The sequence below is a fragment of the Nonomuraea turcica genome, from assembly GCF_030718205.1.
Lineage (GTDB): Bacteria > Actinomycetota > Actinomycetes > Streptosporangiales > Streptosporangiaceae > Nonomuraea.
The window spans coordinates 362,680-387,315 of the sequence record NZ_JAUZQF010000007.1 but is presented as its reverse complement, the minus strand read 5'-3'; the positions used below and the strand labels follow the sequence as shown (position 1 = coordinate 387,315).

Here is a 24,636-nt window from a genome sequence, read left to right as displayed (position 1 = left end):
TCACTTCTTGCGTTTCCAGAGCTTGCCCGTCTCCAGGTCGAGGTAGTAAACACGCTCGCTCGGCCAGCCGCGCACCAGGAACGGGCCCTGTTTCGACCAGCCGAGGGCGACCTCGAGGGAATCCTCGCCGGGGAAGGTGAGGGCGACGCCGGCCAAGAGCTTGCCGGTCGCTGTGTCATACGTCTTGACACGCTCCTGATCGCCTCGGATGACCACGAGGTATCTTCCATCCGGCCGGAGGTGGTAAGCATCCCTGGTCTTCCTGAGGGGCAGGCTCATGCGGGTCTTGCCCCGGTGGTCGAGCACGAGCGCCTGAAACGCCGTCGTGACCACGATTCCACTCCCGTTGAGATCGTGGACCTGGCGCGCACCGGGGACCGACACCGTGGTCCAGTCCTTGGTGTCGAAGATCTGCGCGCCCTCCTTGGCCAGGGCGACATACCTGTTCTGCGTCGCGAACGTGGGCGTGGGCACGGCGGTGTCGGGCAGGCTGCCGGTCAGGTGGTGGACGCCCTTCGCGTCCTGGTACACCATGCGGCGATCGTGCCTGTCCAGGTAAACGACGGCTTTCTTGTCGGGGCTGCGCACGAAGGGCGCCCGCAGCGGGGCTTTGCCTTCCCTGAGGATGTACGGCGCGGCCTGGGGGAACGGCCGTCCGTTCACCAGCCACGACCGGCAGGGGGCGTCGATCTCGTCGACCCACGGACAGGTGGGCGCCAGGTATTTGTTCACCTTGATGAACGTGGCCATTTCCCGCGGAAACGACGTGGGTCTCGAATATTCCGGCAGTTCACGCTGCGGCGGTTGGCCGGGCGTGAGCAGCGCGCCCGACAACACGATTGCGGTGCCCGCGAGGTAGAGATTCCGTCCCGACCATTGACCGATGGCTCGTTCCGCCTGGGCCACGTCATCTAATGCTTCGGACGCCGGGCCCGGTTTCCGGGCGGCGAGTGATACGGCGACCGCCACGACGACGACGATGACGGCATGGGCCAGACGCGCCGGCGTGGCATCCTGACTCGTCAGCAGAAAGCCGCCCGCCACCACGGCCCCGCCCAAACCGAGCAGCCATACCTGTCGATAGACGTTGTTGACTCTCTCGCGGGCATGGGGCGCGAAAACGGAAACGGCGCACCAGCCCATGACCAGATAAAACAGGTCGTCGCTGTAGCCCGCCACGGGAACGGCGAGGGCAAGGGCGATCAGCCGGCGGCGCCGCAGCCTGGTGAAGTGGCCGACGACCAGGCCGGCGTTGGCCGAAGTGACCGAAAGGCTGGTGAACGCGGCGAACCTGTCGAGCCGTTCCCGTGTGATCGGTGCGGCCGCCACCAGCAGGGTGACGGCGGCCACTGTCCACGAGATCATCGGAGGTATCGTCACGAAGGGCAACCATATATGGTTCTGTTTCGTGAATTCAGAGGACGTATGGCAGCAATTCGATATCGCCACGTGGCGTGCCCCGCATGCGCGATTACGCATGGTGATATCCGGCTGCCTGGTGTTAGCGGTTTTTGCGCAGTTGTTGTGGTGGATCGGGGCGATAACGCCCTATATTCGCTGGCAGCCCAACGATTTCTTTCTGCACGCCGACGTGGACAAGAATGGCGTCCTGTCCACCGTCGTCCATATCGACGTGGACAACGAGGGCGTGACCCCCGTCACCATCGGGGAGATCTCGGCGGAAATGCCGGGTCTCCGCCTGCTGCCCGCTGACCGGACGAGAGACGAACGTTCCGAGGTCACCGTCGGGCCCGGTGGCGTGGAAGTCCTGACGAGGCGCATCGTCATCACCGACTGCGCCGCGGTGCCGTACGAGCCCCAGCCGATCCGCTACACGTACCGGACCTGGATAGGCTCCGGGTCGGCGGAGGTGACGTGGGACTCGTGGCGGATGGACGGCCCCGAGGGAAGTCTCGCGGTCGCGTGGCAGCGAGGCATCGCCTCCAAGGTCTGCAATGAGGCGGTGAGCTCGGATTGGTTCTGACCGGCAGCCCCTACGCCGGCAACGGCACGCCGGGAGGCCCGGAGCGCATGGCGCCCGTCACGAAGATCGTCATCGGTTGCGTGTTCGCTTTCGGCGCCCTCCGCTTCAATGGCTTCGATCTGCTGCTCGACCCCGTCGGATGGGCATTGTGCGTGTCCGGCCTCTCCCAACTGCAGCGATCCGCCGACGACTCCTTCGCCCGAGCCCGGTCCGCCGCCATCGTCATGGTCGTCGCCTCGCTGGTGGCCATGGTCCCGTCCGGCGCGCACCCGTCCGACGCCCCGATGGATTTCTCCGTCAAGCACACGATCGGCACGTTCGGCACGGCCGGCGCCTTGATCACGATCTGGCTGGTCGCCGACGCCGTCATCAGGCGGATCCGCCCCCACGGGGAGACCTCCCGTGCCGCCCTCCTCGACGTGCTGCGCTGGGCCGTAGTCGCCCTGGGAGCGCTCGGCCTGCTCACCGCGTATGGCTATGCCGACCTGGGCTTCGTCACGCCCATCGCCTGGTTCACGGCTCTGGTCGCCCTGATCGTCGTGCTTTACCGCTCGGCCCGTCTGCCATGCCTGTCACCGGCATGAGACCGCGGCGCCCGGCCCGGTCAGAGGCGGCGCAGGAAGCCCCGATCGAGGTCTGTGAGGGCGGCGCAGCCGAGAAGTGTCAGGATGTTCGCCATCTCCCCGCTCAGGAGGTCGAGGACTCTCGTCACGCCGGCTTCGCCGTCGGCGATCAGGCCGTAGATGGCCAGGCGGCCGAGCACGACCACGTCCACTCCTCGCCGGCGCCGCCCTCGAGATAGTCGTGCACGTCACGCGGCAACGACTCCAGGGCCACGGCGTGGATGTCGCCGAGGGTCGCGTCATGTGTCGTCGCTGCCAAGGGATGGGTCACCACGTGTGCTCCTTCACGCATGAGGAAAGGTCTCACCGGCTGAGCGGCGTCCCCATGGTCCCCTGGAAGCTTGTTCTGTTCTGTGGACGAATACGGGTAACGCTCAGCCTTTGCCGGCGGCGTTCACGATGCGGGTCGTGGAGCGGCCCGGGATGGCCTCCATCTCCCAGCACTCGGCCCCCAGGATCGCCGCCGCGGCCGCGCGGGCGCCCGCGTGCGGGTCGCCGGCGGTGTGCGCCAGGGCGGCGGGTCGCATCGGGGCGAGGAGATCGATGTAGTCCTCGGGGCCGTGGGCGTCGGACGGACCGGTCACGATGAAGACGCCGGTGACGAAGCGGAGGGCGGCCAGGACCTCGGCGCGCTCCGCCGACGGGTTGAACGGGCGGCTCGGACCCTTCCAGGCGCGCACCCGCGGGTCGTCCTCGACGCCGACGACCAGCGGCAGGCCGCGGGCCGCCACCGCGCCCAGGTAACGCACGTGTCCCACGTGCAGGATGTCGAAGACTCCGGTCACGACCGCCGCCCCCGGCCGGTCATACGGCTGCACCCAGACGGCCTCCAGGCTGCTCACGCGACCTCCTCCGCTTCCCCACGGGCCTCGACGACGGCTCCCCACGGGCCTAGACGACTCGTCGATCGCAGCGTACTCGGTCGGCGCAGGCGGTCGTGCAGGCGACCTTGGGAAAGGGCATTCCTACCTTTTCGCAATGACCTCCCGGCCGCCACCAGCGCGTCCCATGACGCAGCCTGAGGTTAGGGGCCCGACTAAGGGGGAGGTCGCCGTGGCACCGGACTTGCACCGTGCCAACGGGGGTGATCCGCTCGGCTCGCGCGATCTCACGGTCCGGTTGCCGGGGATGCCGTCCCAGGTGTCCCGGGCCAGGGGGATCGTGACGGCCGCGCTCGGGCGCGATCATCCGCTCTATGACGATGTGGTGCTGCTCACCAGTGAGCTGGCCACGAATGCGATTCTGCACACCAGGTCCGGCGCGGGCGGCTCGTTCACGGTGGCCGTGACCCACTCGGACTCGGCGGTGCGGGTCTGCGTGTCGGACGCGGGCTCGGACGGGCCGCCGTGCGTGTGCCGTACCAGCACGCAGGCCACCAGCGGGCGCGGCCTGCCGCTGATCGAGGCGCTCAGCCACCGCTGGGGGTTCACGCGGGAGGCCGGGTCGACGACGGTGTGGTTCGAACTGCTGCAGGCCAGGATGCCCGCCGGGGTGCCCGCTTAGACGTCCAGGCGGCACAGGCCCTCGGCGAGGGCCTTGGTGGTGAGGCGGGTGCGGCTGTCGCAGCCCAGCTTGGCGAAGATGTGCTCCAGATGGGTGGTGACCGTGCGGACGCTGAGCACGAGCGCGGCGGCGATCTGGGGGTTGGAGTCGCCGGCCGCGACCCGTGTGAGGACGTCCACCTCCCGGCCGGTCAGCTCGTACGGCAACGCGCACATCCGCTCGGCGGCGACCGCGCCCTGCAGCGACCCTTGGAACCCGACCCCCGCCCTGAGCAGCCGCAGCTCGTGCCAGCGCCCGTCGCCGTCCAGCCAGAGGCCGTGCCTGCTCAGCTCGCGCGAGTCGATGAACGCCCTGGCGTACACGGCCATCGCCGGTTCGTCCCATAACGCGGCCGACATCTCCCGCCCGGGGACCTCTCGGCGGGCACCGAGCCGGTCGAAGGCGACCGCGCGGAAGTCGGGCGGCAGTCCCACGGGGTCGATCACGCACCTGGTCAGGTCGGTGACGTGGGCCAGCATGGGGCTCACCGCCGCCACGAGGGCCCCGGTGAGGTAGGGGAAGGCCTGCCTGGAGGCGAGGTGGAGCAGCCCCGTGTAGCGGCCCTCGCGCAGGAACAGCGGCGCGGTCAGGCCGGCCCGCCAGCCGTAAGGGGCCAGGTGGCGGCGGAAATAACGCTCGGTGTCCGGCTCCGGCATGCACACGGGCGCGCGGGTGGCCAGGGCCCTGCGGTACGCCGCCAGCCCGGCGTATTCCTCGGCGGCGTCCCGGTCGATGCGCCGATGACCGTCGGAGACGACGCTGTGGTGCCGCCCGGTGGCGGGGTCGAACGCGACGAACTCATATGCGTCGAGCGGGACGACCCGGCGCAGCGCGGCCATCGCCGCGTGCGCGTCGCCGCCGCCCGCCACCTGGTAGCCGACCTCGGCGAACGCGTGTAACTGGCGGACGTCCAGGGTGATCTCGGCCACGGCGTCCTTTATATCATTTGCCAATCCTTGAGGTCTTCTTGAAACTTTTTTTCACAAGCGTCGGGATGTTACCGTGATGGACATGCAGCGCGCCTTTGTCTTCGCCACGACGACGCCGGACCCCGTCCCGGCGCGCTGACTCCATGCTTCCCGGGCGAACGCCCGGGAGCTGGTCGTTCGCCCTTTCCTTGGAAAGGATCATCATGAACGACCACCGTAAGCTCGGCCGTGAGCTGGGCATCTTCGACACCGACCCGATGATCGGCGCCGGACTGCCCTACTGGCTGCCCGCCGGCGCGGCGATGCGCAAGGCCATCGAGGACTACGTCCACGAGCTGGAGCGCCGCAACGGCTACCTGCACGTCAACTCGCCCGTGCTGGGCAAACGCGAGCTGTATGAGCGCTCCGGCCACTGGGCGCACTACGCCGACGACATGTTCCCGCCCATGAACGTGGGCGGCGAGGAGTTCGTGCTGCGCCCCAGCCTGTGCCCGCACCACGCGCTCATCTACCGCTCGCGGCAGCGAAGTCATCGTGAGCTCCCGCTGCGCCTGGCCGAGCTGGGCGGCCAGTACCGCTCGGAGCTGTCCGGCGTCCTCGGCGGCCTCACCAGGGTCCGGTCCATCCAGCTCAACGACGGCCATGTGTTCTGCCCGCCGGAGCAGGCCGCCGCCGAGGTGTCGGCCGCGCTCGACCTGATCGAGGCCGCGCACGCGCAGCTCGGCATCCGGGCCGCGCGCTACCGGCTGTCGCTGCGCGGCGACGGCGGCAAGTACGTCGACGACCCGGAGATGTGGGCGGCCTCCGAGGCGATCCTGCGCGAGGTGCTCAAGGAACGCGGCCAGGCCTACGACGAGGAGCGCGGCGAGGGCGCCTTCTACGGGCCGAAGATCGACATCCAGATCGCCGACCCGGCCGGACGCGAGAACACCCTGTCGACCGTTCAGGTGGACCAGTACATGCCCGGGCGTTTCGACCTGCGCTACGTCGGCGGCCATCGGCCCGCCATGGTGCACCGCAGCGTCGTCGGCGGCCTCGAACGCCTGGTCGCGCACCTCATCGAGGTGCACGGCGGCGCGTTCCCCGCGTGGCTGGCGCCCGTGCAGGCGGTGGTGCTGCCGCTGTCGGACGCCGAGCTGCCGGCCGCCGAGGACCTGCTGCGGCGCTGCCTGGCCGCGGGGCTGCGGGCCGAGCTCGCGCCCGCCGACCGGGGCAGCCTCGGGGCCAGGATCCGGGCGCACCGGCTGGTGCCGTACCAGCTCGTGGTGGGGCCGCGCGAGGTGGCGAGCGGGCATGCCGCGGTACGGCGGCGCGACGGGAGCCAGGCGGGAGAGGTGCCCCTTGAGCGTTTGGCCGCGGATTCGCGACCGTTCGTCTGACGGGCGGAAATCAATAAGGTAACGGAGTCTTCCCTGATCACGTAAAGGGCTCGTAAAGTCCCTGCAACGCGTGTCGGGGAGGACGTCGTGACCGAGCTGAGCGATCGTGAGGCCGAGCTGGTCTCCGCCCACGAGCAGGAGCGCCCGGCGCGGCACCTGGGCGGGGCGCTCCGCCTCGGCGTGTGGATCGTGGGCGGGTTGTTGTCGGTCTACTCGCTGGTGGTGGTGTTCCGGCCGGTCGAGGCGCTCGAACATCGGATGACGTTCCTGGCGGTGGCCTTGCCGCTGGTGTTCCTGTGTTACCGCTCGGGGCTGTCGTCGTGGGTGGGCAGGTTGCGCCGCGACCCCGCCAAAGTCGCCGCCGACGAGGCCGGCCCACCGGCCGGGGCCACGGAGCGGCCCAGCGTCGCCGACTGGCTGCTGGCCGCCGCCGCGCTGGCGGTCCTGGTCTATCCGCTGGCCGACATCGACGCGTTCCGCGACCGGGGATCGGGCGCGGCGCTGACGGGCCTCGACATCGTGGCGGGGCTGGCGCTGACGGTGCTGCTGCTGGAGGCGGTACGGCGGACCGTCGGCTGGGCCCTGACCATCATCTGCCTCATTTTCCTGATTTATGCCTACTACGGGGCATATCTGCCGATTGACTGGACGATCGGGCATCGCGGTTTCGACCTCGCCCAGATCGTCTCGCAGCTCTACACCGGCACCGAAGGCTTCTTCGGCGTGCCGATGCAGGTGGCCGCCAGTTACATCGTCCTTTTCACGATCTACGGCGCCGTGCTCGACTTCTCGGGGGCGAGCCGCTTCTTCATCGACCTGAGCTTCGCCGCCTTCCGCAACTCCCGCTCCGCCCCAGGCCGCACCGTCACCACGGCCGGCTTCCTGCTCGGCACGGTCTCCGGCTCGGGCGTGGCGACCACGGTCAGCCTCGGCAGCGTGGCCTGGCCGGTGCTGCGCCGGGCCGGCTACCCGAAGGAGCCGGCCGGCGGCATCCTGGCGGCCGGCGGCATCGGCGCCATCCTGTCGCCGCCCACGCTGGGCGCCGCGGCGTTCATCATCGCCGAATACCTCAGGGTCAGCTACCTCGAGGTGCTCCTGTACGCGACGATCCCCACGATCCTGTACTACCTGGGCATCTTCCTGGCCATCGAGGTCGACTCGCGCCGCTTCGGCACCCACGCCGTGCCGGTGGACGCGCCCAAGGCGGGCAAGCTGCTGCTGCGCTTCGGCTACCACTTCAGCTCGCTCATCCTCATCATCGTGCTGATGGCGCTGGACCGCTCGGCGTTCCAGTCCGTGGTGATCGCCACGGCCGTGGCGTTCGCGCTGTCGTTCCTCGACCCCCGGCACCGGATGACGCCCAAGCGCGTCGGACAGGCGCTGGCGAAGGGCACGCTGGAGGTGCTGCCCGTGACGGCCGTGTGCGCGGCGGCGGGCATCATCGTCGGCGTCATCACCCAGACCGGCCTCGGGCTCAACCTCAGCGCGATCATCGTGGACTTCGCCGCCGGCAACCTCATCCTCACCACGGTCATGTCCGGTCTCGCCGTCATGCTGCTGGGCCTGGCCGTGCCGGTGACGGCGAGCTTCATCATCGCGGCCGTGATCATCGGCCCGGCGCTCACCACGCTCGGCGTCTCTCAGGCCGAGGCGTACATGTTCGTCTTCTACTACGCGGTGCTGTCGGAGGTGAGCCCGCCCACCGCGCTGTCGGCGGTCGCGGCGGCCGCGATCACCGGTGGCAACACGTACAAGACGATGATGATGACCTGGCGGTACACGCTGCCCGCGTTCCTGGTGCCGTTCGCGTTCGTGCTGACGCCGAACGGTCAGGCCCTCCTCGGGCAGGGGCCGATCGGGACCGTGCTGCTGATGGCCGCGGTGTCGGCGGTCGCGGTGGCCGCGCTCGCCATGGCCACGGGCGGCCTGACCGGCGTGCCCGAGCGGCTGCTGGCGGCGGTGGCCGCGGTGCTGCTGTTGTTCCTCGAGCCCGTCCCCATCGCCGCGGGCCTGGCCGTGCTGGCCGTGGCCGCAGGCGTGCATCTCGTCAGAAGAAGGAGAAGGGACCCATCGTGAAGCGGACCATTGCGATAGTCGCCGCAGCCGTCCTGACCGTGGCGGGCTGCGGCGGCGGAGGCGCCGGCGGATCGGGCAACCGGCTGTCGATCGCCACCGGCGGCACGACGGGCGTCTACTACGTCTACGGCGGCGGCCTGGCCAAGCAGCTGTCGGCGAGCATCGCCAACACCCAGGCCACGGCGTCGGTCACCTCGGCCTCGGTCGAGAACATCAAGCTGCTGGCCGGCGGCAAGGCCGACATCGGCTTCTCCCAGATCGACACGGCGGCCGACGCGGTCAACGGCAAGGACACCTTCACCGCCAAGCAGCCGATCAAGGCCATCGCCCGCATCTACGACAACTACGCGCACGTCGTGGTCGCCCCCGGCGTCGAGGCGACCACAGTGGCCGACCTCAAGGGCAAGCGCGTCTCGCTCGGCCCGGCCAACTCCGGCACCCAGGTGGTGGCCCGGCGCATGCTGGAGGCGGCCGGCCTGAACCCCGACACCGACGTCACCAAGCAGCAGCTGTCGATCAACGAGTCGGTGCAGGCCGCCAAGGACGGCACGATCGACGCGTTCTTCTGGGTCGGCGGCCTGCCCACCGCGGGCATCACCGACCTGGCCACGAGCAAGCCGGACATGAAGATGCTCGACACGTCCGACGTGCTGACGAAGATGCAGTCGACGTACGGGCAGCAGTACGTCTCCCTCGACGTCGACATGTCCGTCTACAAGCTGGACGGCACGCTGAAGACCGTCGGCATCGGCAACGTGCTGCTGGTGCCCGACAAGATGAGCGAGCAGCTCGCGTACGACATCACCAAGACCCTCTTCGAGAAGAAGACGGAGCTGTCGGCCGTGCACCCGGAGGCCAAGAAGCTCGACCTGAAGCTCGGCCAGGAGGTGGCTCCGGTCGAGCTGCACCCGGGCGCGGCCCGCTACTTCAAGGAAAAGGCCTGATCAGGCTGCTGCTCGCGATCACGGCGGTGATGGCGCTCGGCTCCGGCGGCGGCGCCGGGCGCCTCACCGTGAACGGCCTGCCCGTCTCCGGCGGCTTCCAGATCGGGTACGTGCATTCGATCTACAAGGCGCCGGCGGCGGAGGTGTTCACAGTCGAGGGCCGTCGTTTCACCATGCGGGCGATCGTCTCGGAGAGCGAGAGCGTCCTCGACTACTACGCGCTGGAGGGCGCCCGCAGCCGGACGCGGACGGGCGCCTGGACGGTGCGCCTGGCCGAGCCGGCCACGTATGAGGAGCTGTCGCTGCTGACCACGTCGATCGGCCGCCGCACCCTGCTGGCCGGCGGCCGCTGCCTGCCGCTCTTCCCGGGTGCCGGGGCGGCCGAGGTGCGGCTGGCGGTGGAGCAGACGCTCGAGGTCAGGAGCGAGCCCTGCCGCCCGCCCTACGATGGGGCCATGTTCGGCGGCGCACCTTACAACCAGTCCCTCTTCTTGAACGCCGAATAGAGCGCCACCGACGCCGCGGCCACCAGGACCGTGGACATCCAGAACCCCCAGGCCTCACCGGAGCCCGGATAGGGCACGTTCTGGCCGTAGAAACCGGTGATCATGGTGGGCACCGCGATGATCGCGGCCCAGCTGGTGACCCGCTTCATGATCTCGTTGAGCCGGAAGCCCTGCTGGGCGAGGCGGGTCTCGCGGACGTTCGCGAGCATGTCGCGGATCGACTCCAGCCATTCGGTCACGCGCAGCACGTGGTCGTAGACGTCCTGGTAGTACGGGACCATCACCGGGTCGGCGACGAGCGCCTGGTCGCGGCGGAGCAGGGTGCCGAGCACCTCGCGCATCGGTAAAGTGATCTTGCGGAGCCTGGCGGTGTTCTTGCGCAGCACGTACATCTCCTGCTGCAGCTGCCTGGCGTCGCGCACCTCGTCCTCGAACAGCGACTCCTCCAGCGCCTCGGCCTGCCCGTCGAGGTCCTGGACGAGGTCGAACTGGGCGTCGACGATGTAGTCCAGCAGGCCGTGCAGCAGGAAGCCCACCCCTTGCCCGGCCAGGCGGGCATTGGCGTCCCAGCGCTTGACGACTTCGCGGATGTCGAAGTGGTCGCTCTCGCGGACGGTCACCAGGGCGTTGGCGGTGACGAAGACGTTCACCTCGACGGGGTCCAGCCGGTCGTCGTCGAAGTGCACGTGGTAAGCGGTGATGAACAGGTGGTTGTCGTAAATGTCGACCTTGGGCCGCTGATGGTCGGACAGCACGTCCTCGACCGCCAGCTCGTGCAGCCCCAGCTCCTCCCCGATCATGCCGAGGTCTTCGGGGGCCGGCGAGCACAGGTCGAACCAGACGAGGTTGTCGGGATCCTCTACATAGTCGGAGACCTCCTCGATGGGGAACCCTTCCTTCTCGAGGACGCCATTCCTATACAGACGCGTGTGCACTAGCCGAGTCTGGCAAATCGTCGCGCGTTCCGCACCGCCGCCCCTCCCAGGTCGTTGTTGAAGTACACGTAGACGTCCTCCCAGCCGGCCTCCCGCACCCGTCCGGCCCAGGTCCGCAGCGAGGTTTCGCCGTACTCGACGCCGGCCCGGCCCTGGTGCATGCGCACGTAGCCCCAGCCGGCGGTGCGCCAGAACGGGTTCTGCGGCCTGCCGAGCCGGTCCGCCCAGCACAGGGCGGCGCCGTGGGCGGACAGGACGTCGCGTACCTCGTCGGTCCACCAGGAGTCGTGCCGCGGCTCCACGGCCACCCGTACGTCGCGCGGGAAGCACGCCAGGCACCTGTCGAGCCTGCCGGGCTCGGCCCTGAGCGTCGGCGGCAGTTGCAGCAGGATCGGGCCGAGTTTCTCCTTCAGCGCCGCGGCGGCGCCTATCAGCCGCTGGACCGGCTCCTCCGGATCGTCCAGCCGCTTGATGTGGGTGAGGAACCTGCTGGCCTTGACCGCGATCAGGAACCCGTCCGGCGTGCGCTCCCGCCAGGCGGCGAACGTCTCCGGCCTCGGCAGCCGGTAGAAGGCGTTGTTGCTCTCCACCGTCGGGAACTCCCGCGCGTACGCCTCCAGCCAGAGCCGCTGCGGCACTCCCGCCGGGTACAGCACCCCCCGCCAGTCCTTGTACTGCCACCCCGAGGTGCCGACCAGCCATGCCATGCTTTACGCCTACCCTGACCTCCGCGGTGCAGTACTGTCACTATTCGTCAGCGAGGAGGATCCACACGTCGATGGGCGCCAATCACGCGCACGGCACCGCCGTCCCCAGCTCGCGGCGCACGCTCGTGGCCACCCTGGCCGCGCTGGCGCCGCTGGCGATCATCACGCTGGCGGGCCTGCTGTGGCTCTGGCCCGACGGGCGGCACGACGCGGGCCCGCCCCCGCCGTCCAGCGTCGAGCGGCTGACCGGCACGGTCACCGGCGTCACGCTCAAACCGTGCCCGGCCGTCGCGGAAGGCTCGCCCAAACCTGACCCCGCCACCTGCGGGAACGCCACTGTCAAGGTCGCGGAAGGCCCTGACGTCGGCAAGGACGTCGCGCTCCGCCTGCCCACCGGTCCCGGGGCGCAGCATTTCGCCCCGGACGACGACGTGATCCTGCTGCGCGACGCGGACGGCGCCTACCAGATCTCCGATCATGACCGGGCGTTGCCGCTGTGGTTGCTCGGGGCGGCGTTCGCGCTGGCGGTGATCGCCTTCGGCCGCTGGCGCGGCGTCACCGCGCTCGTGGGGCTGGCGGTCACGTTCGTGTTCCTGCTGACGTTCGTCATCCCCGGCATCCTCGAGGGCAGGCCGCCCATGCTGGTGGCCATCGTCGGGTCGGCGGCGATCATGCTGATCGTGCTCTACCTGACGCACGGCTTCTCGCCCTCCACCTCAGTGGCCGTGCTGGGCACACTCGCCAGCCTGGCGCTGACCGGCGCGTTGTCGTACGGGGCGCTGGGGTTCGCCAAGCTCAACGGCATCACCGACGACAGCTCGCTGATGCTGGGCATGAGCGTGTCGATCGACACGCAGGGGCTGCTGCTGGCCGGGATCATCATCGGCGCGCTGGGGGTGCTCGACGACGTCACGGTCACGCAGGCGGTGACGGTGGCCGAGCTGGCGCAGGCTAACCCCTCCTACGGGTTCACGCGCCTCTACCGGGCGGCCGGCCGCATCGGGCGGGCGCACATCGCGTCGGTGATCAACACGATCATCCTGGCGTACGCGGGGGCGTCGCTGCCGTTGCTGCTGCTGTTCAGCATCGGCTCGCAGCCCTTGGGGGACGTGCTGACGACGCCCGTGATCATGCAGGAGATCGTCCGAAGCGTGATCGGCACGCTCGGCCTCATCTCGGCTGTCCCCATCACCACCGCCCTGGCGGCGCTAACCGCCGCCCGCCACGCCGCGCCCGATTCCCGCGCTGACGGGCGGGAGGAGCCTTCCAGCCGCCGGGAACGCCTCCCCAGCCGACGGGACAGACCTTCCGGCCGCACAGACGAGCCCGAGGACTTCTTCAGCCGCAGGGACGGCGACGCGGACGGCGACTTCTTCAGCCGCCGGGACGACGACGATCGGGACGACTTCTTCTCGGACCCAGACGATCGCCGCGAGAGCGGACCGGAGCGTCCCCGCGACACCCCCGTCCCGGAAGGCGGCTTCTTCACCCCGGCCGGGCTCCGCCCCGGCTCTCCAGAGAGCCCGCCCGGGCATCCCGGCGGTCCCCCCACGCGTCCCGCCGAGCGCGCCCGGCAAGGCGGCGATGTGGCCGACCGGCCGCCGCCCGCACGTCATCGCCGCAGGACCGGGGCCTAGCGAAATCGGCGCCCAGCGAATCGGCACCCGGCCGGGGACATCGCTGCCGGGGCGGGCCTGCCTAGGCGTAGGCTTCCGTGCTGCCGTCCACGCGCAGCTTCCGCCGCGCCCGTTCGTAGAACGTGGTGCCGAGCCGGACGACCTTGGCCGCCCCCGGCCACGCGCTCACCGTGATCTGGTCGCCGGGGCACAGGTGCCTGACCACGGCCCCGTCCACCTCGACCGCCAGCCGCCCGCTGCTGGGCAGCACCTCCAGCGTGACGTCCTCGTCCGCGGGCAGCACCAGGGCCCGGTTGAACGCCGAGTGCGCTGCGGCGGGCACGACCAGGATCGCCTCCACCCGGGGTGACACGATGGGCCCTCCGGCGGAGAAGCTGTAGGCGGTCGAGCCGGTGGAGGTCGCCACGATCACCGCGTCCGCGGCGTACCGCACGAAATCGCTGCCCGCCGGGGTGACGGACACCGCCGCCAGCCCTTCCCCCGGGATCCGCACCAGCGCGATGTCGTTGAACGCGGTCACGTCCACGTCCAAGACCCTGCTCCTGATCGCCATCCGCGACTCTATGGTGTAGCGGTGCCCGTCGATGGCCGACAGCGTGTCCGCCAGCTCGTCCACGTCGATTTCCGCGAGGAACCCGAGGCGCCCCAGGTTGACCCCCAGGATGGGCGTCGGGCGCCCGGCGAGCAGCCGCATGGTGCGCAGCATCGTCCCGTCCCCGCCGAGCCCGACCAGCAGGTCGGCCCGCTCGACGAGAGTGTCGGAGTCCACGGCCACGGCGGTGCAGTCGATCCGGCCCACCTCCTCGGGCAGCCCCAGCACCGTGGCACCCTTGCCCGCCGCCCAGCGCAGGATGGTGTCTATCGCCTTCTTGGAGTCGCGCTGCGGGTGCAGCACCAGCCCGACCGTCCCGACCATGCCCATGAGGCCCACCTTACGGCCACCAGACCGCCTACCCGCGCGACGGACCTCCGATAACGTCACGTTCATGCGGCTTCATGTGGGATGCGCGATGTGGACGCATGCGGCGTGGCAGGGCCGGTTCCTGGCCGGCCCGCTCCCGCCCGGTGAGCGCCTGCGCGCGTACGCGACCTGGTGCAACGCGGTGGAGGGCAACACGACGTTCTACGCGACGCCGACCAGGGCGACCGTGGAGTCATGGGCCGCCCAGACCGGCCCGGACTTCCGCTTCGTCAGCAAACTCCCCAAGCCCATCACCCACGAGCACCGCCTGACCGGCGCCGATGACCAGTTGCGCGCGTTCCTGGAGGCCATGGAGCCGCTCGGGCCGCGTACGCATGCCCTGTGGGTGCAACTGCCGGGCTCGTTCGGCCCCGCGGACCTCGGCACCCTGGCAGCCTTCCTGCGCCGCCTCCCGCGGTCCTACCGGTATGCGGTGGAGGTTCGCCACCGGGCGTTCTTCGAGGACGAGCGCTCGGAAAGGCTCCTGGAGCGCGTCCTGGCCGCCGTCGACGCCGAATGGGTCCCCTTCGACACCACCACGCTCTTCGCCGCCCCGCCGACCAGCGACGCCGAGCGGGACGCGTGGACCAAGAAGCCACGGGTGCCCCGCCGGTCCAGGGCGCTGACGGACCGGCCGATTGTCCGCTTCCTCGGCCGGGACGCCACCGACCGTACGGTGGAGGGCTGGCGGCCCTGGCTGAACACGGTCTGCGCATGGCTGCGGGAAGGCCGCTCCCCGACGGTCTTCATCCACACCCCCGACAACGCCGACGCGCTGACGCTCGCCCGCCGTTTCCACGACGACGTACGCGCCCGCCTGCCGCAGCTCGAACCCCTGCCCGAGCCGATGGACGATGACGAGCCCCTGACTCTTTTCTGATCACGCTAATCTTTCGTGGCATGACTGCCGACCTCGTGGCGAAACGGGTGACCAACCTGCTGGCGCCGCAGGTGCTGGTGATCCTGATGCCGCCCGTCGTCGGGCTGCTCGCGCAAGGGTGGCGTGGCGCGGCGTGGGGGCTGGTGGCATCGGCGTTCTGCGGTGGTGTGCCGGCGACGGTGATCGCGCTCGGGGTGCGGTCCGGGCGGCTGGATTCGCATCACATCGTGGATCGGGCGCGGCGGACCGGTCCATTGCTGGCCGCGGTGGCGGCCGTGCTGGTGGCGCTGGCGTTGCTCGTCGTCATGGGGGCGCCGACGTTGCTGGTGGCGACCGTCACCGCGATGCTGGCGGCGCTCGGAGTGACGGTGCCGATCACGTTGCGGTGGAAGATCTCCTTTCACGCCGCCGTGTCCGCGGGAACGGTGGTGGTGCTCGCCCACGTGCTGCCCGCCCTGCCGACCGCGATCGCCGGGGGCGCCGTCGTAGGGCTGGTGTGCTGGGCCAGAGTGCGGCTCGCGCACCACAGCTGGACGCAGGTCATGGCCGGCGCGGTGGTCGGCACGGCGACGACGTGGGCGACGCTGGCGGCGTTCGGGCTGGGATAGGGCGCGGCCTGGCCTGGGAGCGTTTCCCTGGCTGGAATAGGCGCGTGGCCGGCGGGGTTGCCGCGTTCATGGAAGCTGGGAACCGCGGCCGGGTACGCGTCGAGCGGACGGCCAAGCGCGTGAGGACCTATCTGGGCGGCCGGGTGGTGGCCGACACCACCTCCGCCCTCCTGGTGTGGGAAGTCCCGTACTACCCCACCTACTACTTCCGGCTCGCGGACGTGGACGAGGCCGCGCTCAAGTCGACCGGGACCACCAAACACTCCCCGAGCAGGGGTGAGGCCGTCGTCTACACCGTCACCTCCGGTACGGCGGAGGCCACCGAGGCGGCGCTGGCGTACCCGGACTCGCCGCTGGAGGAGATCCGGGGCCATGTGCGGTTCGAGTGGGACGCCATGGACGCCTGGTTCGAGGAGGACGAGCAGGTCTACTTCCACCCGCGCGACCCGTACACGCGGGTGGACATCCTGCCCAGTTCGCGGCACGTGCGGGTGGAGGTCGACGGTGTCACCGTGGCCGACTCCCGCGGCGCGCGCATCCTCTTCGAGACGGGGCTGCCCGCCCGCTACTACCTGCCGAAGACCGACGTACGGCTCGACCTGCTCGAGCACACCGACACCGTCACCCACTGCCCGTACAAGGGGACGGCCGAGTACTGGTCGGTCAACGGCGCGAAGGACCTGGCCTGGTCGTACCGGACGCCGCTGCCGGAGAGCGAGCGGGTCGCGGGGCTGATCGCGTTCTACAACGAGAAGCTCGACATCTACGTGGACGGCGAGCTCCAGGAGCGGCCGAAGACCAAGTTCTCCTAAGCCGCGCTCCAGTAGGGGTCGCGGCCGAGGTAGCGCAGGAGGTCCGCCACGTCGTCGTCGCCCTGCTCGGGGGCCAGGGCGGCGGCGTACGCGCCCCAGGCACGCAGCGGCTCCACGATCTCCCTGGCGACCTTGAGGAGGGGGCGGGCCAGCTCCGGCGTGAGCGGCGAGGGCCGGCCCGTCGCCAGGGCGATGTCCCAGGCGTGGACGGCGGCGTCCAGAGCGCACGCCGCCGAGCCGGACCACGGAGACATCTTGTGCGGCGGCACCGGCGTGGGCACTTCGGCGGCGTCCCGGTCGACGCCGGCCCACGCCTTGGCGGTGCGCGCCAGGGCGGCCTCCATGAACGCCTGCGGGTCCACGCCCTCCAGCACGCCCGACGGGTCGAACGGATTGAAGTCGGGGCCGGGCTCGCCGGTCAGCGCGGCGGCGAAGCCGATCTGGTCGCCGACGGCGTGCTGGAAGACCTGGGTCACGGTCCAGCCCGCGCAGGGCGTGGGCAGGTCCCAGCCGTCGGCCGGGACGGCGCGGACCGCCGTGCGCAGCGCTTCATGCGCGGCGTCCAGGACGTCCCAACCGCTGGAGATCGTGGTGTCGCTCATCGGAGAGTCCCCTTCTTCGTCGTTGACTCCCACTATATCAGAACGGAATGCTTTGTTCCACACCGGTGAGCAGGCGAGTGAGGACGCGAGTGCCGAACTCCAGGCCTTCCACCGGCACCCGCTCGTCCTTGCCGTGGAACATCCCGAAGTAGTCGAGATCCGGCCGGAGCATGAGCGGCGCGAAACCGTACCCCTTGATGCCGATCCTGGCGAAGGACTTGGCGTCCGTGCCGCCGCTCATCACGTACGGCACCGGCCTGGCCATCGGGTCTTCGGCCGTCAGCGCCCCGGCCAGCTCATCGAAGAACGCCGACGGGTACGGCGCGTCGGGCGCGTCCTCGAGATTGACGAACTCGCGGGTGATCTTGGGCCCGAGCAGCTCGTCGATCGTCGACAGGAACTCCTCCTGCAGCCCGGGCATGAAACGCCCGTCCACGTGCGCCTCCGCCGTCGAGGGCACCACGTTGACCTTGTAGCCGGCCGCCAGCATCGTCGGGTTCGCCGAGTTGCGGATCTGGCTCTTGAACAGGCCGCCGAGTGGGCCGAGCCGGGCGGCCTCCGCGTCCAGCCGGTCCAGGTCGATCGGCTGGCCGGTGATCTCCGACAGGCTCTGGAGCAACGCCGCCACCGACGGCGTGAGGCGGACCGGCCACTGGTAGGAGGCCACGCGCGACAGCGCGTGCACCAGCGTGGCGACCGGGTTGTCCACCGGGGGGCGCGAGCCGTGCCCGGCCACGCCGTGCGCGGTGAGCTTCATCCACGCGGTCCCGCGCTCGCCCACGGCGATCGGGTAGACCCGGTGGGCGCCGGAGGCCACGCTGAATCCGCCGGACTCGCTGATCGCCTCGCTCACACCGTCGAACAGCTCCCGGTGCTCGCTCACCGCGTGCCGCGAGCCGTAGTCGCCGGTGGCCTCCTCGTCGGCCAGGAACGCCACCACCAGGTCCCGCTTGGGCCGCACCCCCCGGGTCGCCAGGTCGACCACGGTCGCGAGCGTCATCGCGCACGAGCCCTTCATGTCGACCGCGCCCCGGCCGTACACGCACTCGTCCACGATCTCCCCGGAGAACGGGTGCATCCGCCACTCGGCCGGGTCGGCGGGCACCACGTCCAGGTGGCCGTGGATGAGCAGCGCGTCGGGGGAGTCGCCGTCGATCCTGGCCACGACCGTGGTCCGCTTCGGCGCCGACTCGAACACGACCGGATCCAGGCCCGCGTCGGCCAGCAGCGTGGCCACGTATTCAGCCGCAGGGCGCTCGCCCGACCCCGGATTGGTGGTGTCGAACCTGATCAGATCCGAGCAGATCTCGGCGACGCTCTTCACGCTCTCCCTTTCAGCTTCAACGGCGGCACCTCGGGCGTCTCCATGCCGAAGATCAGCCCGTAGAAGGCCAGCTCGGCCTCGAGCGCCGCGACGATGGTCTCCTCCCTGCGCCAGCCGTGCTGCTCGCCGGGGAAGGTCAACAGTGCCCACTCTTTGCCATGTTTGTCCAATTCGGCGGTGAACCGCTCGGCCTGCCCGACGTCCACGATCGCGTCCTCCAGGCCGTGCAGCATGAGGCACGGGCCTGACGCGCGGGCGGCGTTCAGCAGCGGCGAGCGCTCGGTGTAGCGCCGGCGCGTCTCGGGCAGCGGGCCCACGAGGCCGTCGAGGTAGCGGGATTCGAAGTCGTGTGTCTCGGCCGCCCAGCTCTCCGGGTCGGTGATCGCGTAATGGGCCACCCCGCCCGCGAACACGTCACTGTGCACGAGCGCCGCCACCGTGGTCCAGCCGCCGGCGCTGCCGCCCCGGATGGCGAGCTTCGCGGCGTCGGCGCGGCCCAGCTCCACCAGGCCGCGGGCCACCTTGGCGCAGTCTCCCACGTCCACCACGCCCCACTGGTGGCGCAGCCGCTCCCGGTAGGCGCGGCCGTAGCCGGTCGAGCCGCCGTAGTTCACCACCGCCACGCCGATGCCGCGGCTGGTGAAGTAGGCGATCTCCAGGTCGAGCACCATCGGCAGGTGCATGGTCGGGCCGCCGTGCACGAAGATCACGTACGGGCCCGGGCCCCGGACCCCGGACGGCGGGTAGAGGTGCGCGTGCACACCCTCGATCGTCATGGCCTCCGGAGTGGGCAGCAGGTCGCGCTCCGGCAGCGGTTTCCTCGCCGACACGACCTCGTGCGCGCCCCCGTTGAGATCGACGAGCGTGACCTCCATGGGCGTGTACGGCGTCGCCCGCACCGCCGCCGCCTTGCCGCCCGCCACCGACACGGTCGCCGACCAGTGGGTGGCCGCCCCGCCGATCTCCCGCAGGTCACCGGTGTCCGGGTCGAGCACGCCGAGGCGGCGGCCGTCGCCCGTGCCGTAGATCACGACCAGCCTGCCGTCCTCCGCGACGGCGAAGTACGTCAGGCCCGGCTTCCACGCCGCGTCGCCGAACTCCTGCTCCATCGGCGTGAGGTTGCGGCCCGGCGAGCCGTCCACGGGGACGAGGTGGATGTTCCACCAGCCGGTGGGGTCGGTCGCCGCGTACAGGGCGCCGTCGTCGCGCCACTCGGCCTGCGTCACCGACTCCCGCGGGCCGCCGGCCACCACGCGGTGCTCGCCTGCCGTGCCGTCCGCGCGGAGCGGGGCCACGCACAGCTCGGTGCCGTCCCAGGGCATGTTCGGGTGATCCCAGCCGATCCAGGCGACATAGTGCCCGCCGGGCGAAATGCGTGGATTAATCAGGAAATGGTGGGCTTTGGCGATCACCCTGACCGGCCCGCCGTCCAGCGGCACCGCCACCAGGTCCCGCACGTCGTCGGTCTCCCGTACGGCCCACACCTCGTCCCTGCCGGGAGGGAGATAGAGGTCCGCGTAACGCGAGGGACCCTCTGGAGTGATCGGCACGGGAGAGGAGTCGCCGTCGAGCCGGTACAGGCGCTGGTCGGCCCAGTTCGTGAAGACCAGCCCGCCGCCCGGCAGCGGCCGCCAGGAGCGGCCCCCGTACTCGGTGACCCGGTTACGCGCGTTCCACCCCTGAGGCAGCACGTCGGTACGGGAGCCGTCCGGCAGCCGGCGCACCACGCACCGCCTGCCGCCCTCGTGCGGACGCGGCTCGTCCCACCAGGCCTCGACCCCCGAAGGCGTGGCCACCGCCTCCACCCACAGAGGCCTGCCGTCGGTCCGGGCCACGTCGATCGGTCGAATGCTCACAACAACTCACCAATTGCCGTCGGTACAGGGAGGAAGGGGATGCCCGGGCGGGTGCAGCACGTACGCGATGCCGCCGCTGCCCGAGCTCCTGAGCCACACGTTCTCGAACGCCGCCCGCGGATAGATCCGCCGGACCTCGTCGTCCCGGGGCGCGGCGGGATCGTTCACGACGACGTCGCCCCCGGCCGTGAAGCCGGCCACGACGAGGATGTGCCCGTTGGTGGAGTAGCAGGAACCGGGTAACTCGTGCGCCTTGAACGACTGCGACGTGATCACCGGGATCCCGGCACGCACGAACAGCTCCAGCTCCGCCGCGGACCGCAGCCGCGTCACGAACCCCGCCAGCCCGTACCGGCCGGCGTACGCCACGTTGAACGGCCAGTTCCCGGTGCCCTGGTAGCTCTCGTCGTACGTGCCCATGGCCGCGTGGTCCACGACCGGAGCCGGGTCGCCCGCCCCCACCCAGTCCAGCTCGCTCGGTTGCGGGCCGCGCCCCCAGAAACCGAGCACCATGGCGACCGAGGCAGGGCCGCACCAGTTCGCGCCGCCGCCGTCGAAGCGTGGATGGTGCCCCGCGTGCGCGTGCTGCGCATGCCGCGGCACCGCCAGCTCCACGGGCTCCGCCGCGACGGGGTCGCTGGGCGTCACGGGCCGCTGGGGCACGGCCGAGGCCATCACGCCCAGCCCGGTGACCAGGGCGCCCGCGCCGTGCCGGGTGATGCGTACCTGGTAGGCCACCACCGGCCGCCTGGCTACGAACGTGTCCACCGCCACGTCCCCGTCCTCGTCGCCCTGCCCGGGCACCGACGTGCGCGGATCGCCGAGTTCGGACCAGCGCCCCATCACGTACCACTTGGTACGGGCCCCTGATGCGGCCCTGGCCCGAAGCGCGACCTCGATCCACGCACCCGGCGGGGTGCGCGCCGTCCACGAGGGCACGAGCTGAGTGGCGGGAAAGCCGATCTCGCGTTCCTCGCTCGTCCACACGTCCTCAGCCGCGGCGGGCACGGCGAAGCGGGCGAAGGAGACACGGGCCAGATCGACGGTGAGCACCAGACCTATTGTGGTTTCGCACTTCGTGTCGCACATCGGATGGTTTACGTACCGGCCGGGACCCGCTCCGCCTGCGGGCCGGTGACTTAGAGGTAGAGGCCCGTGGACTCGTCGCCCGCGACGGGAGTGATCGCGCGGCCGGAGCGGAGAGCGTAGAGCTCCGCGAGCGTCGCCCCCGACGGGCCCACGCCCTCGGACGTGCCGAGCCAGGCGACGGCCTCGTCCCTGCTGAGCGGGCCGACCTCGAGCTGCGCCAGGCAGCGGCCCGGGCGGATGACCGCGGGGTGGAGCCGGGCCAGGTCCTCGTTGGTGGTGATCGCCACCAGCACGTCGCGGCCCTGGCCGAGCAGGCCGTCGGTCAGGTTGAGCAGGCGCGACAGGCCCTGGCCCGCCTGCGCCTTGGCGCCCGCGCTGATCAGCTCGTCGCAGTCCTCCAGGACGAGCAGCCGCCACCGCTGCGTCTCATCGTCGTCGCTGTCGTAGCCGACCGCCACCTCCATGAGGTAGCCGGGCTCGTCGAACAGGCGCTCCGGGTCGAGCACGCAGTCCACCTGACACCATTCGCCCCACTGCTTGGCCAGCGTCCGCAGCAGCGTGGTCTTGCCGGTGCCCGGCTGGCCGTGCAGGAGGATGAGGCGGCCGTTGACGTCCCCGGGAGTGACCGCCATCAGCTTGTCGATGGCCGGGCGCACCTTGCCCGGGTAGTTGGCGCTGATCTCGGACCAGGGCTGTGCGGAGATCGGCTTCTCCGAGCGGGTGCCGCCGTGCGTGCCGCGCCACCAGAAGCCCATCTCGACGTGGTCGGCCTCGGGGACCGCCTCCTCCGCGCCGTCGATGCTCTCCTCGAGCACGGACTTGGCCAGCTCCTCGCTCACCGCCGTCACGCTGACCATCGCGGTGCGGTTGCGGTGGCGGATGACCCGCAAAGTCCAGCCGTCGCCGGAGATCAGCCGGGACTCCGAGCCGTCCTCGACACGCGCCGTGCGCAGCACGCGGCCGCTGGACGGGCTCAGCGGGGCGTCGGGCCGCACGCGCTCCAGATTGGCCAGGCGGGACCAGGGCTGGGCGCCGGTCGCGAACGGCGACAGCGCCAGCGCGTCGATCACGTCGATGGCGGAGTCGGCGTCGTCGATCCAGATGTTCATCGGCAGCTCAGAGGAGTCCGGGCTGGGGAACGGCACCTCCCTAATCACAGACATACCGTCAATGATCTAGGCCTCCACGTCGGATGTCGAAGGGTTTTGGCGGTGGTTCACGCTGAGCGTACCGGTCGGGGATGAGCGGGCGGTGCGCACTATGGCCGATACGTTACCCGTCGCGCTGCGGAAGTGAAGATCGCCCGGTACCGTGGACCGTTGGGTTAAATCACTCCTTTCACGGAGGTAACGGGGAAAGTGTCGAAAATCACGTTCCGTGAGCGGGCGCGGTACTGGTTCGACAACACGATGTCCAAGGGCACCGCCTCGCTCATCGGCTGGCTGGCCCTCGTGTCGGTCGCCCTCATCGCGGTCGTGACCGGGCTCACGCTGTGGCTCGCGCCAGGCGAGCCCGAAGGCGTGGGCCACGCCGGCGAGGTGCTCTGGATCGCCCTCATGCACGCCCTCACGCCGGGCAAGGTGGCCAGCGACAAGGGCTCGATCGCGTACATGGCGGTGATGTTCACCGGCTCGCTCGGCGGCCTTTTCATCGTCAGCATGCTCGTCGGCCTGCTCTCGAACGGGCTCAAGCAGAAGGTGGACCGCCTGCGCAGGGGCCGCTCGCGGATCGTCGAGTCCGGCCACACGGTGGTGCTCGGCTGGTCGGACCAGGTGTTCACGATCGTGGGGGAGCTGGCCAAGGCGCACGCCAGCCAGAAGCACTCCGCCATCGCCGTGCTGGCGGAACGTGACAAACTCGAGATGGAGGAGGCCATCCGCGAGCACGCCGGCGACTTGGGCGGCACCCGCCTGGTGTGCCGCACCGGACGGCCCACCGAGCCGCGCGACCTCGCGCTGATGAACCTGGGCAAGGCCCGCTCCGTCGTCGTGCTCTCGCCCGAGGGCGAGGACCCGGACGCGCACGTGATCAAGATCCTGCTGGCGCTGGCCAAGCGCCAGGGCGCGCATCCGCCGGTGGTCGCCGCTCTCGCCTCCAGCCGCAACATCGCCGCCGCCCGCCTGGCCGGCGGCCGGGACGTGCACCTGGTGGACTCTGACGACACTGCCTCCAGGCTGATCGTGCAGTCCTCACGCCAGTCCGGCATGTCCGTGGTCTGCATGGACCTGCTGAACTTCGACGGCGGCGAGATCTACCTGCGCACCCCGAAGAAGCTCGTCGGCGTCACCTACGGGGAGGCGCTGCACGCCTACCAGACCGCCTCCGTCATCGGCCTGCGCCGGCCGTCCGGCGTGGTGCTGAACCCGCCGTCCGACACCGTGGTCAACGCCGACGACGAGGTCATCGTGATCGCCCACGACGACTCCCACGTCCGCCTGGCCGCCGGCAAGCCGTCCCTGGACGAGGCCGCCATCGTGGAGGCCGGGAGCCCCGCCCCCGAGCCCGAGCGCACGCTCGTGCTCAACTGGAACGGCCGGGCCGAGCAGATCGTCCGCTACCTCGACGGGTACGTCGCACCCGGCTCCGTCCTGGAGATCGCCGCCGACCACCCCAAGGCGGGCACCGGGCTGGCCGGGCTGCGTCACCTCACCGTGAACGTCAAGGACTGCGACACCACCGACAGGTTCGCGCTCGAGTCGCTCGGCGTCGGCCTCTTCCAGCACGTCATCGTGCTGTCCGACGACCGCTTCGACCCGCACCACTCCGACACGCGCACGCTCATGACGCTGCTCCAGCTCCGCGACATGCAGAGCACGCTGGGCGAGCACTACTCGATCGTCAGCGAGATGCACGACGAGAACAACCGCGCCCTGGCCGAGGTCACCGAGGCCGACGACATCGTGATCAGCGACACCGTCATCGGCCTGCTCCTCGCGCAACTGGCCGAGAACAGGCACCTGGCGGACGTCTTCGGCTACCTCTTCGACTCGCGCGGGTCGGAGATCTACCCGCGCCCGGCCGCCGCGTACGTCAAGACCGGGACGAAGGTGACGTTCTCCACAGTCGTGGAGTCCGCCCGGCGCAGGGGCGAGACCGCCATCGGCTACCGCAGCTCCGCGGCCCGCAACACCCCGCCGCACTACGGCATCGTGCTCAACCCGAGCAAGGCGGAGCCCATCGTGCTGGGCGAGCGCGACTCGGTCATCGTCCTGGCCGAGCGCTAGGCGTACTACCGTTTGCCT

Annotated in this window: 25 protein-coding genes; 12 read left to right on the top strand and 13 right to left on the bottom strand. The window is 70.4% G+C overall.

The window, feature by feature from the left end:
• Positions 1-1,179 (bottom strand): hypothetical protein, encoded by a 1,179-nt coding sequence (locus tag Q9G87_RS20850; RefSeq protein ID WP_305918078.1) that lies wholly within the window; start codon positions 1,177-1,179, stop codon positions 1-3.
• A 73-nt stretch (positions 1,180-1,252) separates the two neighbouring features.
• Here Q9G87_RS20850 and Q9G87_RS20845 point away from each other — a divergent pair, with 73 nt between their 5' ends.
• Positions 1,253-1,984, top strand: coding sequence for a hypothetical protein (locus tag Q9G87_RS20845; RefSeq protein WP_305918077.1), 732 nt, complete (start codon positions 1,253-1,255; stop codon positions 1,982-1,984).
• Positions 1,975-2,568 carry a hypothetical protein gene (locus tag Q9G87_RS20840; protein ID WP_305918076.1) on the top strand — a complete coding sequence of 198 codons (594 nt, stop codon included), beginning with the start codon at positions 1,975-1,977 and terminating at the stop codon, positions 2,566-2,568. The genes Q9G87_RS20845 and Q9G87_RS20840 overlap by 10 nt, the downstream gene beginning before the upstream one ends.
• 20 nt (positions 2,569-2,588) lie before the next feature.
• On the opposite strand, the gene Q9G87_RS20835 is transcribed toward Q9G87_RS20840, so the two are convergent.
• The 3 genes from Q9G87_RS20835 to Q9G87_RS20825 form a co-directional block, all read right to left on the bottom strand.
• Complete coding sequence (locus Q9G87_RS20835; RefSeq protein WP_305918075.1) at positions 2,589-2,753, bottom strand: alpha-hydroxy-acid oxidizing protein; 165 nt, start codon at positions 2,751-2,753, stop codon at positions 2,589-2,591.
• On the bottom strand, positions 2,717-2,878 hold the full coding sequence (locus Q9G87_RS20830) for a hypothetical protein (protein ID WP_305918074.1): 162 nt from the start codon (positions 2,876-2,878) through the stop codon (positions 2,717-2,719). Before Q9G87_RS20830 ends, Q9G87_RS20835 begins: the two co-directional genes overlap by 37 nt.
• A gap of 103 nt (positions 2,879-2,981) precedes the next feature.
• The gene (locus Q9G87_RS20825) at positions 2,982-3,449 is read right to left on the bottom strand and encodes an adenylyltransferase/cytidyltransferase family protein (RefSeq protein ID WP_305918073.1); all 468 of its coding nucleotides are present in this window, start codon (positions 3,447-3,449) and stop codon (positions 2,982-2,984) included.
• Positions 3,450-3,660: 211 nt separating this feature from the next.
• Here Q9G87_RS20825 and Q9G87_RS20820 point away from each other — a divergent pair, with 211 nt between their 5' ends.
• Positions 3,661-4,110 (top strand): ATP-binding protein, encoded by a 450-nt coding sequence (locus tag Q9G87_RS20820; protein ID WP_305918072.1) that lies wholly within the window; start codon positions 3,661-3,663, stop codon positions 4,108-4,110.
• On the opposite strand, the gene Q9G87_RS20815 is transcribed toward Q9G87_RS20820, so the two are convergent.
• Positions 4,107-5,078: a helix-turn-helix transcriptional regulator gene (locus Q9G87_RS20815; RefSeq protein WP_305918071.1), complete on the bottom strand. Its 972-nt coding sequence runs from the start codon at positions 5,076-5,078 to the stop codon at positions 4,107-4,109. The genes Q9G87_RS20820 and Q9G87_RS20815 overlap by 4 nt on opposite strands.
• 143 nt (positions 5,079-5,221) lie before the next feature.
• Between Q9G87_RS20815 and thrS the strand changes: the two genes are divergently transcribed.
• The 4 genes from thrS to Q9G87_RS20795 all read left to right on the top strand — a co-directional run bounded on the left by thrS (position 5,222) and on the right by Q9G87_RS20795 (position 9,983).
• Positions 5,222-6,457, top strand: coding sequence for a threonine--tRNA ligase (gene thrS / locus Q9G87_RS20810; protein ID WP_305918070.1), 1,236 nt, complete (start codon positions 5,222-5,224; stop codon positions 6,455-6,457).
• A gap of 87 nt (positions 6,458-6,544) precedes the next feature.
• Positions 6,545-8,533, top strand: a complete 1,989-nt coding sequence (locus Q9G87_RS20805) for a TRAP transporter permease (RefSeq protein ID WP_305918069.1) — start codon at positions 6,545-6,547, stop codon at positions 8,531-8,533.
• Positions 8,530-9,477, top strand: coding sequence for a TAXI family TRAP transporter solute-binding subunit (locus tag Q9G87_RS20800; protein WP_305918068.1), 948 nt, complete (start codon positions 8,530-8,532; stop codon positions 9,475-9,477). The genes Q9G87_RS20805 and Q9G87_RS20800 overlap by 4 nt, the downstream gene beginning before the upstream one ends.
• Before the next feature lie 29 nt (positions 9,478-9,506).
• A complete protein-coding gene (locus Q9G87_RS20795) occupies positions 9,507-9,983 on the top strand; it encodes a DUF1850 domain-containing protein (protein ID WP_305918067.1) in 477 nt (158 codons plus the stop codon).
• On the opposite strand, the gene Q9G87_RS20790 is transcribed toward Q9G87_RS20795, so the two are convergent.
• Complete coding sequence (locus tag Q9G87_RS20790; protein ID WP_305918066.1) at positions 9,950-10,918, bottom strand: magnesium transporter CorA family protein; 969 nt, start codon at positions 10,916-10,918, stop codon at positions 9,950-9,952. The genes Q9G87_RS20795 and Q9G87_RS20790 overlap by 34 nt on opposite strands.
• Positions 10,918-11,625, bottom strand: coding sequence for a DUF72 domain-containing protein (locus Q9G87_RS20785; protein WP_305918065.1), 708 nt, complete (start codon positions 11,623-11,625; stop codon positions 10,918-10,920). Before Q9G87_RS20785 ends, Q9G87_RS20790 begins: the two co-directional genes overlap by 1 nt.
• Positions 11,626-11,696: 71 nt before the next feature.
• Between Q9G87_RS20785 and Q9G87_RS20780 the strand changes: the two genes are divergently transcribed.
• On the top strand, positions 11,697-13,262 hold the full coding sequence (locus Q9G87_RS20780) for a YibE/F family protein (protein ID WP_305918064.1): 1,566 nt from the start codon (positions 11,697-11,699) through the stop codon (positions 13,260-13,262).
• A gap of 61 nt (positions 13,263-13,323) precedes the next feature.
• Here Q9G87_RS20780 and Q9G87_RS20775 read toward each other — a convergent pair whose 3' ends face one another.
• Positions 13,324-14,184 (bottom strand): NAD(+)/NADH kinase, encoded by an 861-nt coding sequence (locus Q9G87_RS20775; RefSeq protein ID WP_305918063.1) that lies wholly within the window; start codon positions 14,182-14,184, stop codon positions 13,324-13,326.
• A gap of 64 nt (positions 14,185-14,248) precedes the next feature.
• On the opposite strand from Q9G87_RS20775, the gene Q9G87_RS20770 reads away from it, so the two are divergent.
• The 3 genes from Q9G87_RS20770 to Q9G87_RS20760 all read left to right on the top strand — a co-directional run bounded on the left by Q9G87_RS20770 (position 14,249) and on the right by Q9G87_RS20760 (position 16,523).
• Complete coding sequence (locus Q9G87_RS20770) at positions 14,249-15,103, top strand: DUF72 domain-containing protein (RefSeq protein WP_305918062.1); 855 nt, start codon at positions 14,249-14,251, stop codon at positions 15,101-15,103.
• Positions 15,104-15,123: 20 nt separating this feature from the next.
• Positions 15,124-15,711: a phosphatase PAP2 family protein gene (locus Q9G87_RS20765; protein WP_305918061.1), complete on the top strand. Its 588-nt coding sequence runs from the start codon at positions 15,124-15,126 to the stop codon at positions 15,709-15,711.
• 68 nt (positions 15,712-15,779) lie between these two features.
• On the top strand, positions 15,780-16,523 hold the full coding sequence (locus Q9G87_RS20760; RefSeq protein ID WP_305918060.1) for a DUF427 domain-containing protein: 744 nt from the start codon (positions 15,780-15,782) through the stop codon (positions 16,521-16,523).
• Here Q9G87_RS20760 and Q9G87_RS20755 read toward each other — a convergent pair.
• From Q9G87_RS20755 to Q9G87_RS20735, 5 genes are all read right to left on the bottom strand, one after another.
• Positions 16,520-17,125: a TIGR03086 family metal-binding protein gene (locus Q9G87_RS20755; protein ID WP_305918059.1), complete on the bottom strand. Its 606-nt coding sequence runs from the start codon at positions 17,123-17,125 to the stop codon at positions 16,520-16,522. The genes Q9G87_RS20760 and Q9G87_RS20755 overlap by 4 nt on opposite strands.
• Positions 17,126-17,162: 37 nt before the next feature.
• Positions 17,163-18,449, bottom strand: coding sequence for a M20/M25/M40 family metallo-hydrolase (locus tag Q9G87_RS20750; protein WP_305918058.1), 1,287 nt, complete (start codon positions 18,447-18,449; stop codon positions 17,163-17,165).
• Positions 18,446-20,305, bottom strand: a complete 1,860-nt coding sequence (locus Q9G87_RS20745) for a S9 family peptidase (RefSeq protein WP_305918057.1) — start codon at positions 20,303-20,305, stop codon at positions 18,446-18,448. Before Q9G87_RS20745 ends, Q9G87_RS20750 begins: the two co-directional genes overlap by 4 nt.
• A 6-nt stretch (positions 20,306-20,311) precedes the next feature.
• The gene (locus Q9G87_RS20740; RefSeq protein WP_305918056.1) at positions 20,312-21,358 is read right to left on the bottom strand and encodes a C39 family peptidase; all 1,047 of its coding nucleotides are present in this window, start codon (positions 21,356-21,358) and stop codon (positions 20,312-20,314) included.
• An 86-nt stretch (positions 21,359-21,444) separates the two neighbouring features.
• Positions 21,445-22,557, bottom strand: coding sequence for a DUF5925 domain-containing protein (locus Q9G87_RS20735; RefSeq protein WP_305918055.1), 1,113 nt, complete (start codon positions 22,555-22,557; stop codon positions 21,445-21,447).
• Positions 22,558-22,752: 195 nt separating this feature from the next.
• Between Q9G87_RS20735 and Q9G87_RS20730 the strand changes: the two genes are divergently transcribed.
• On the top strand, positions 22,753-24,618 hold the full coding sequence (locus Q9G87_RS20730) for a CASTOR/POLLUX-related putative ion channel (protein ID WP_305918054.1): 1,866 nt from the start codon (positions 22,753-22,755) through the stop codon (positions 24,616-24,618).
• Positions 24,619-24,636 lie beyond the last annotated feature (18 nt).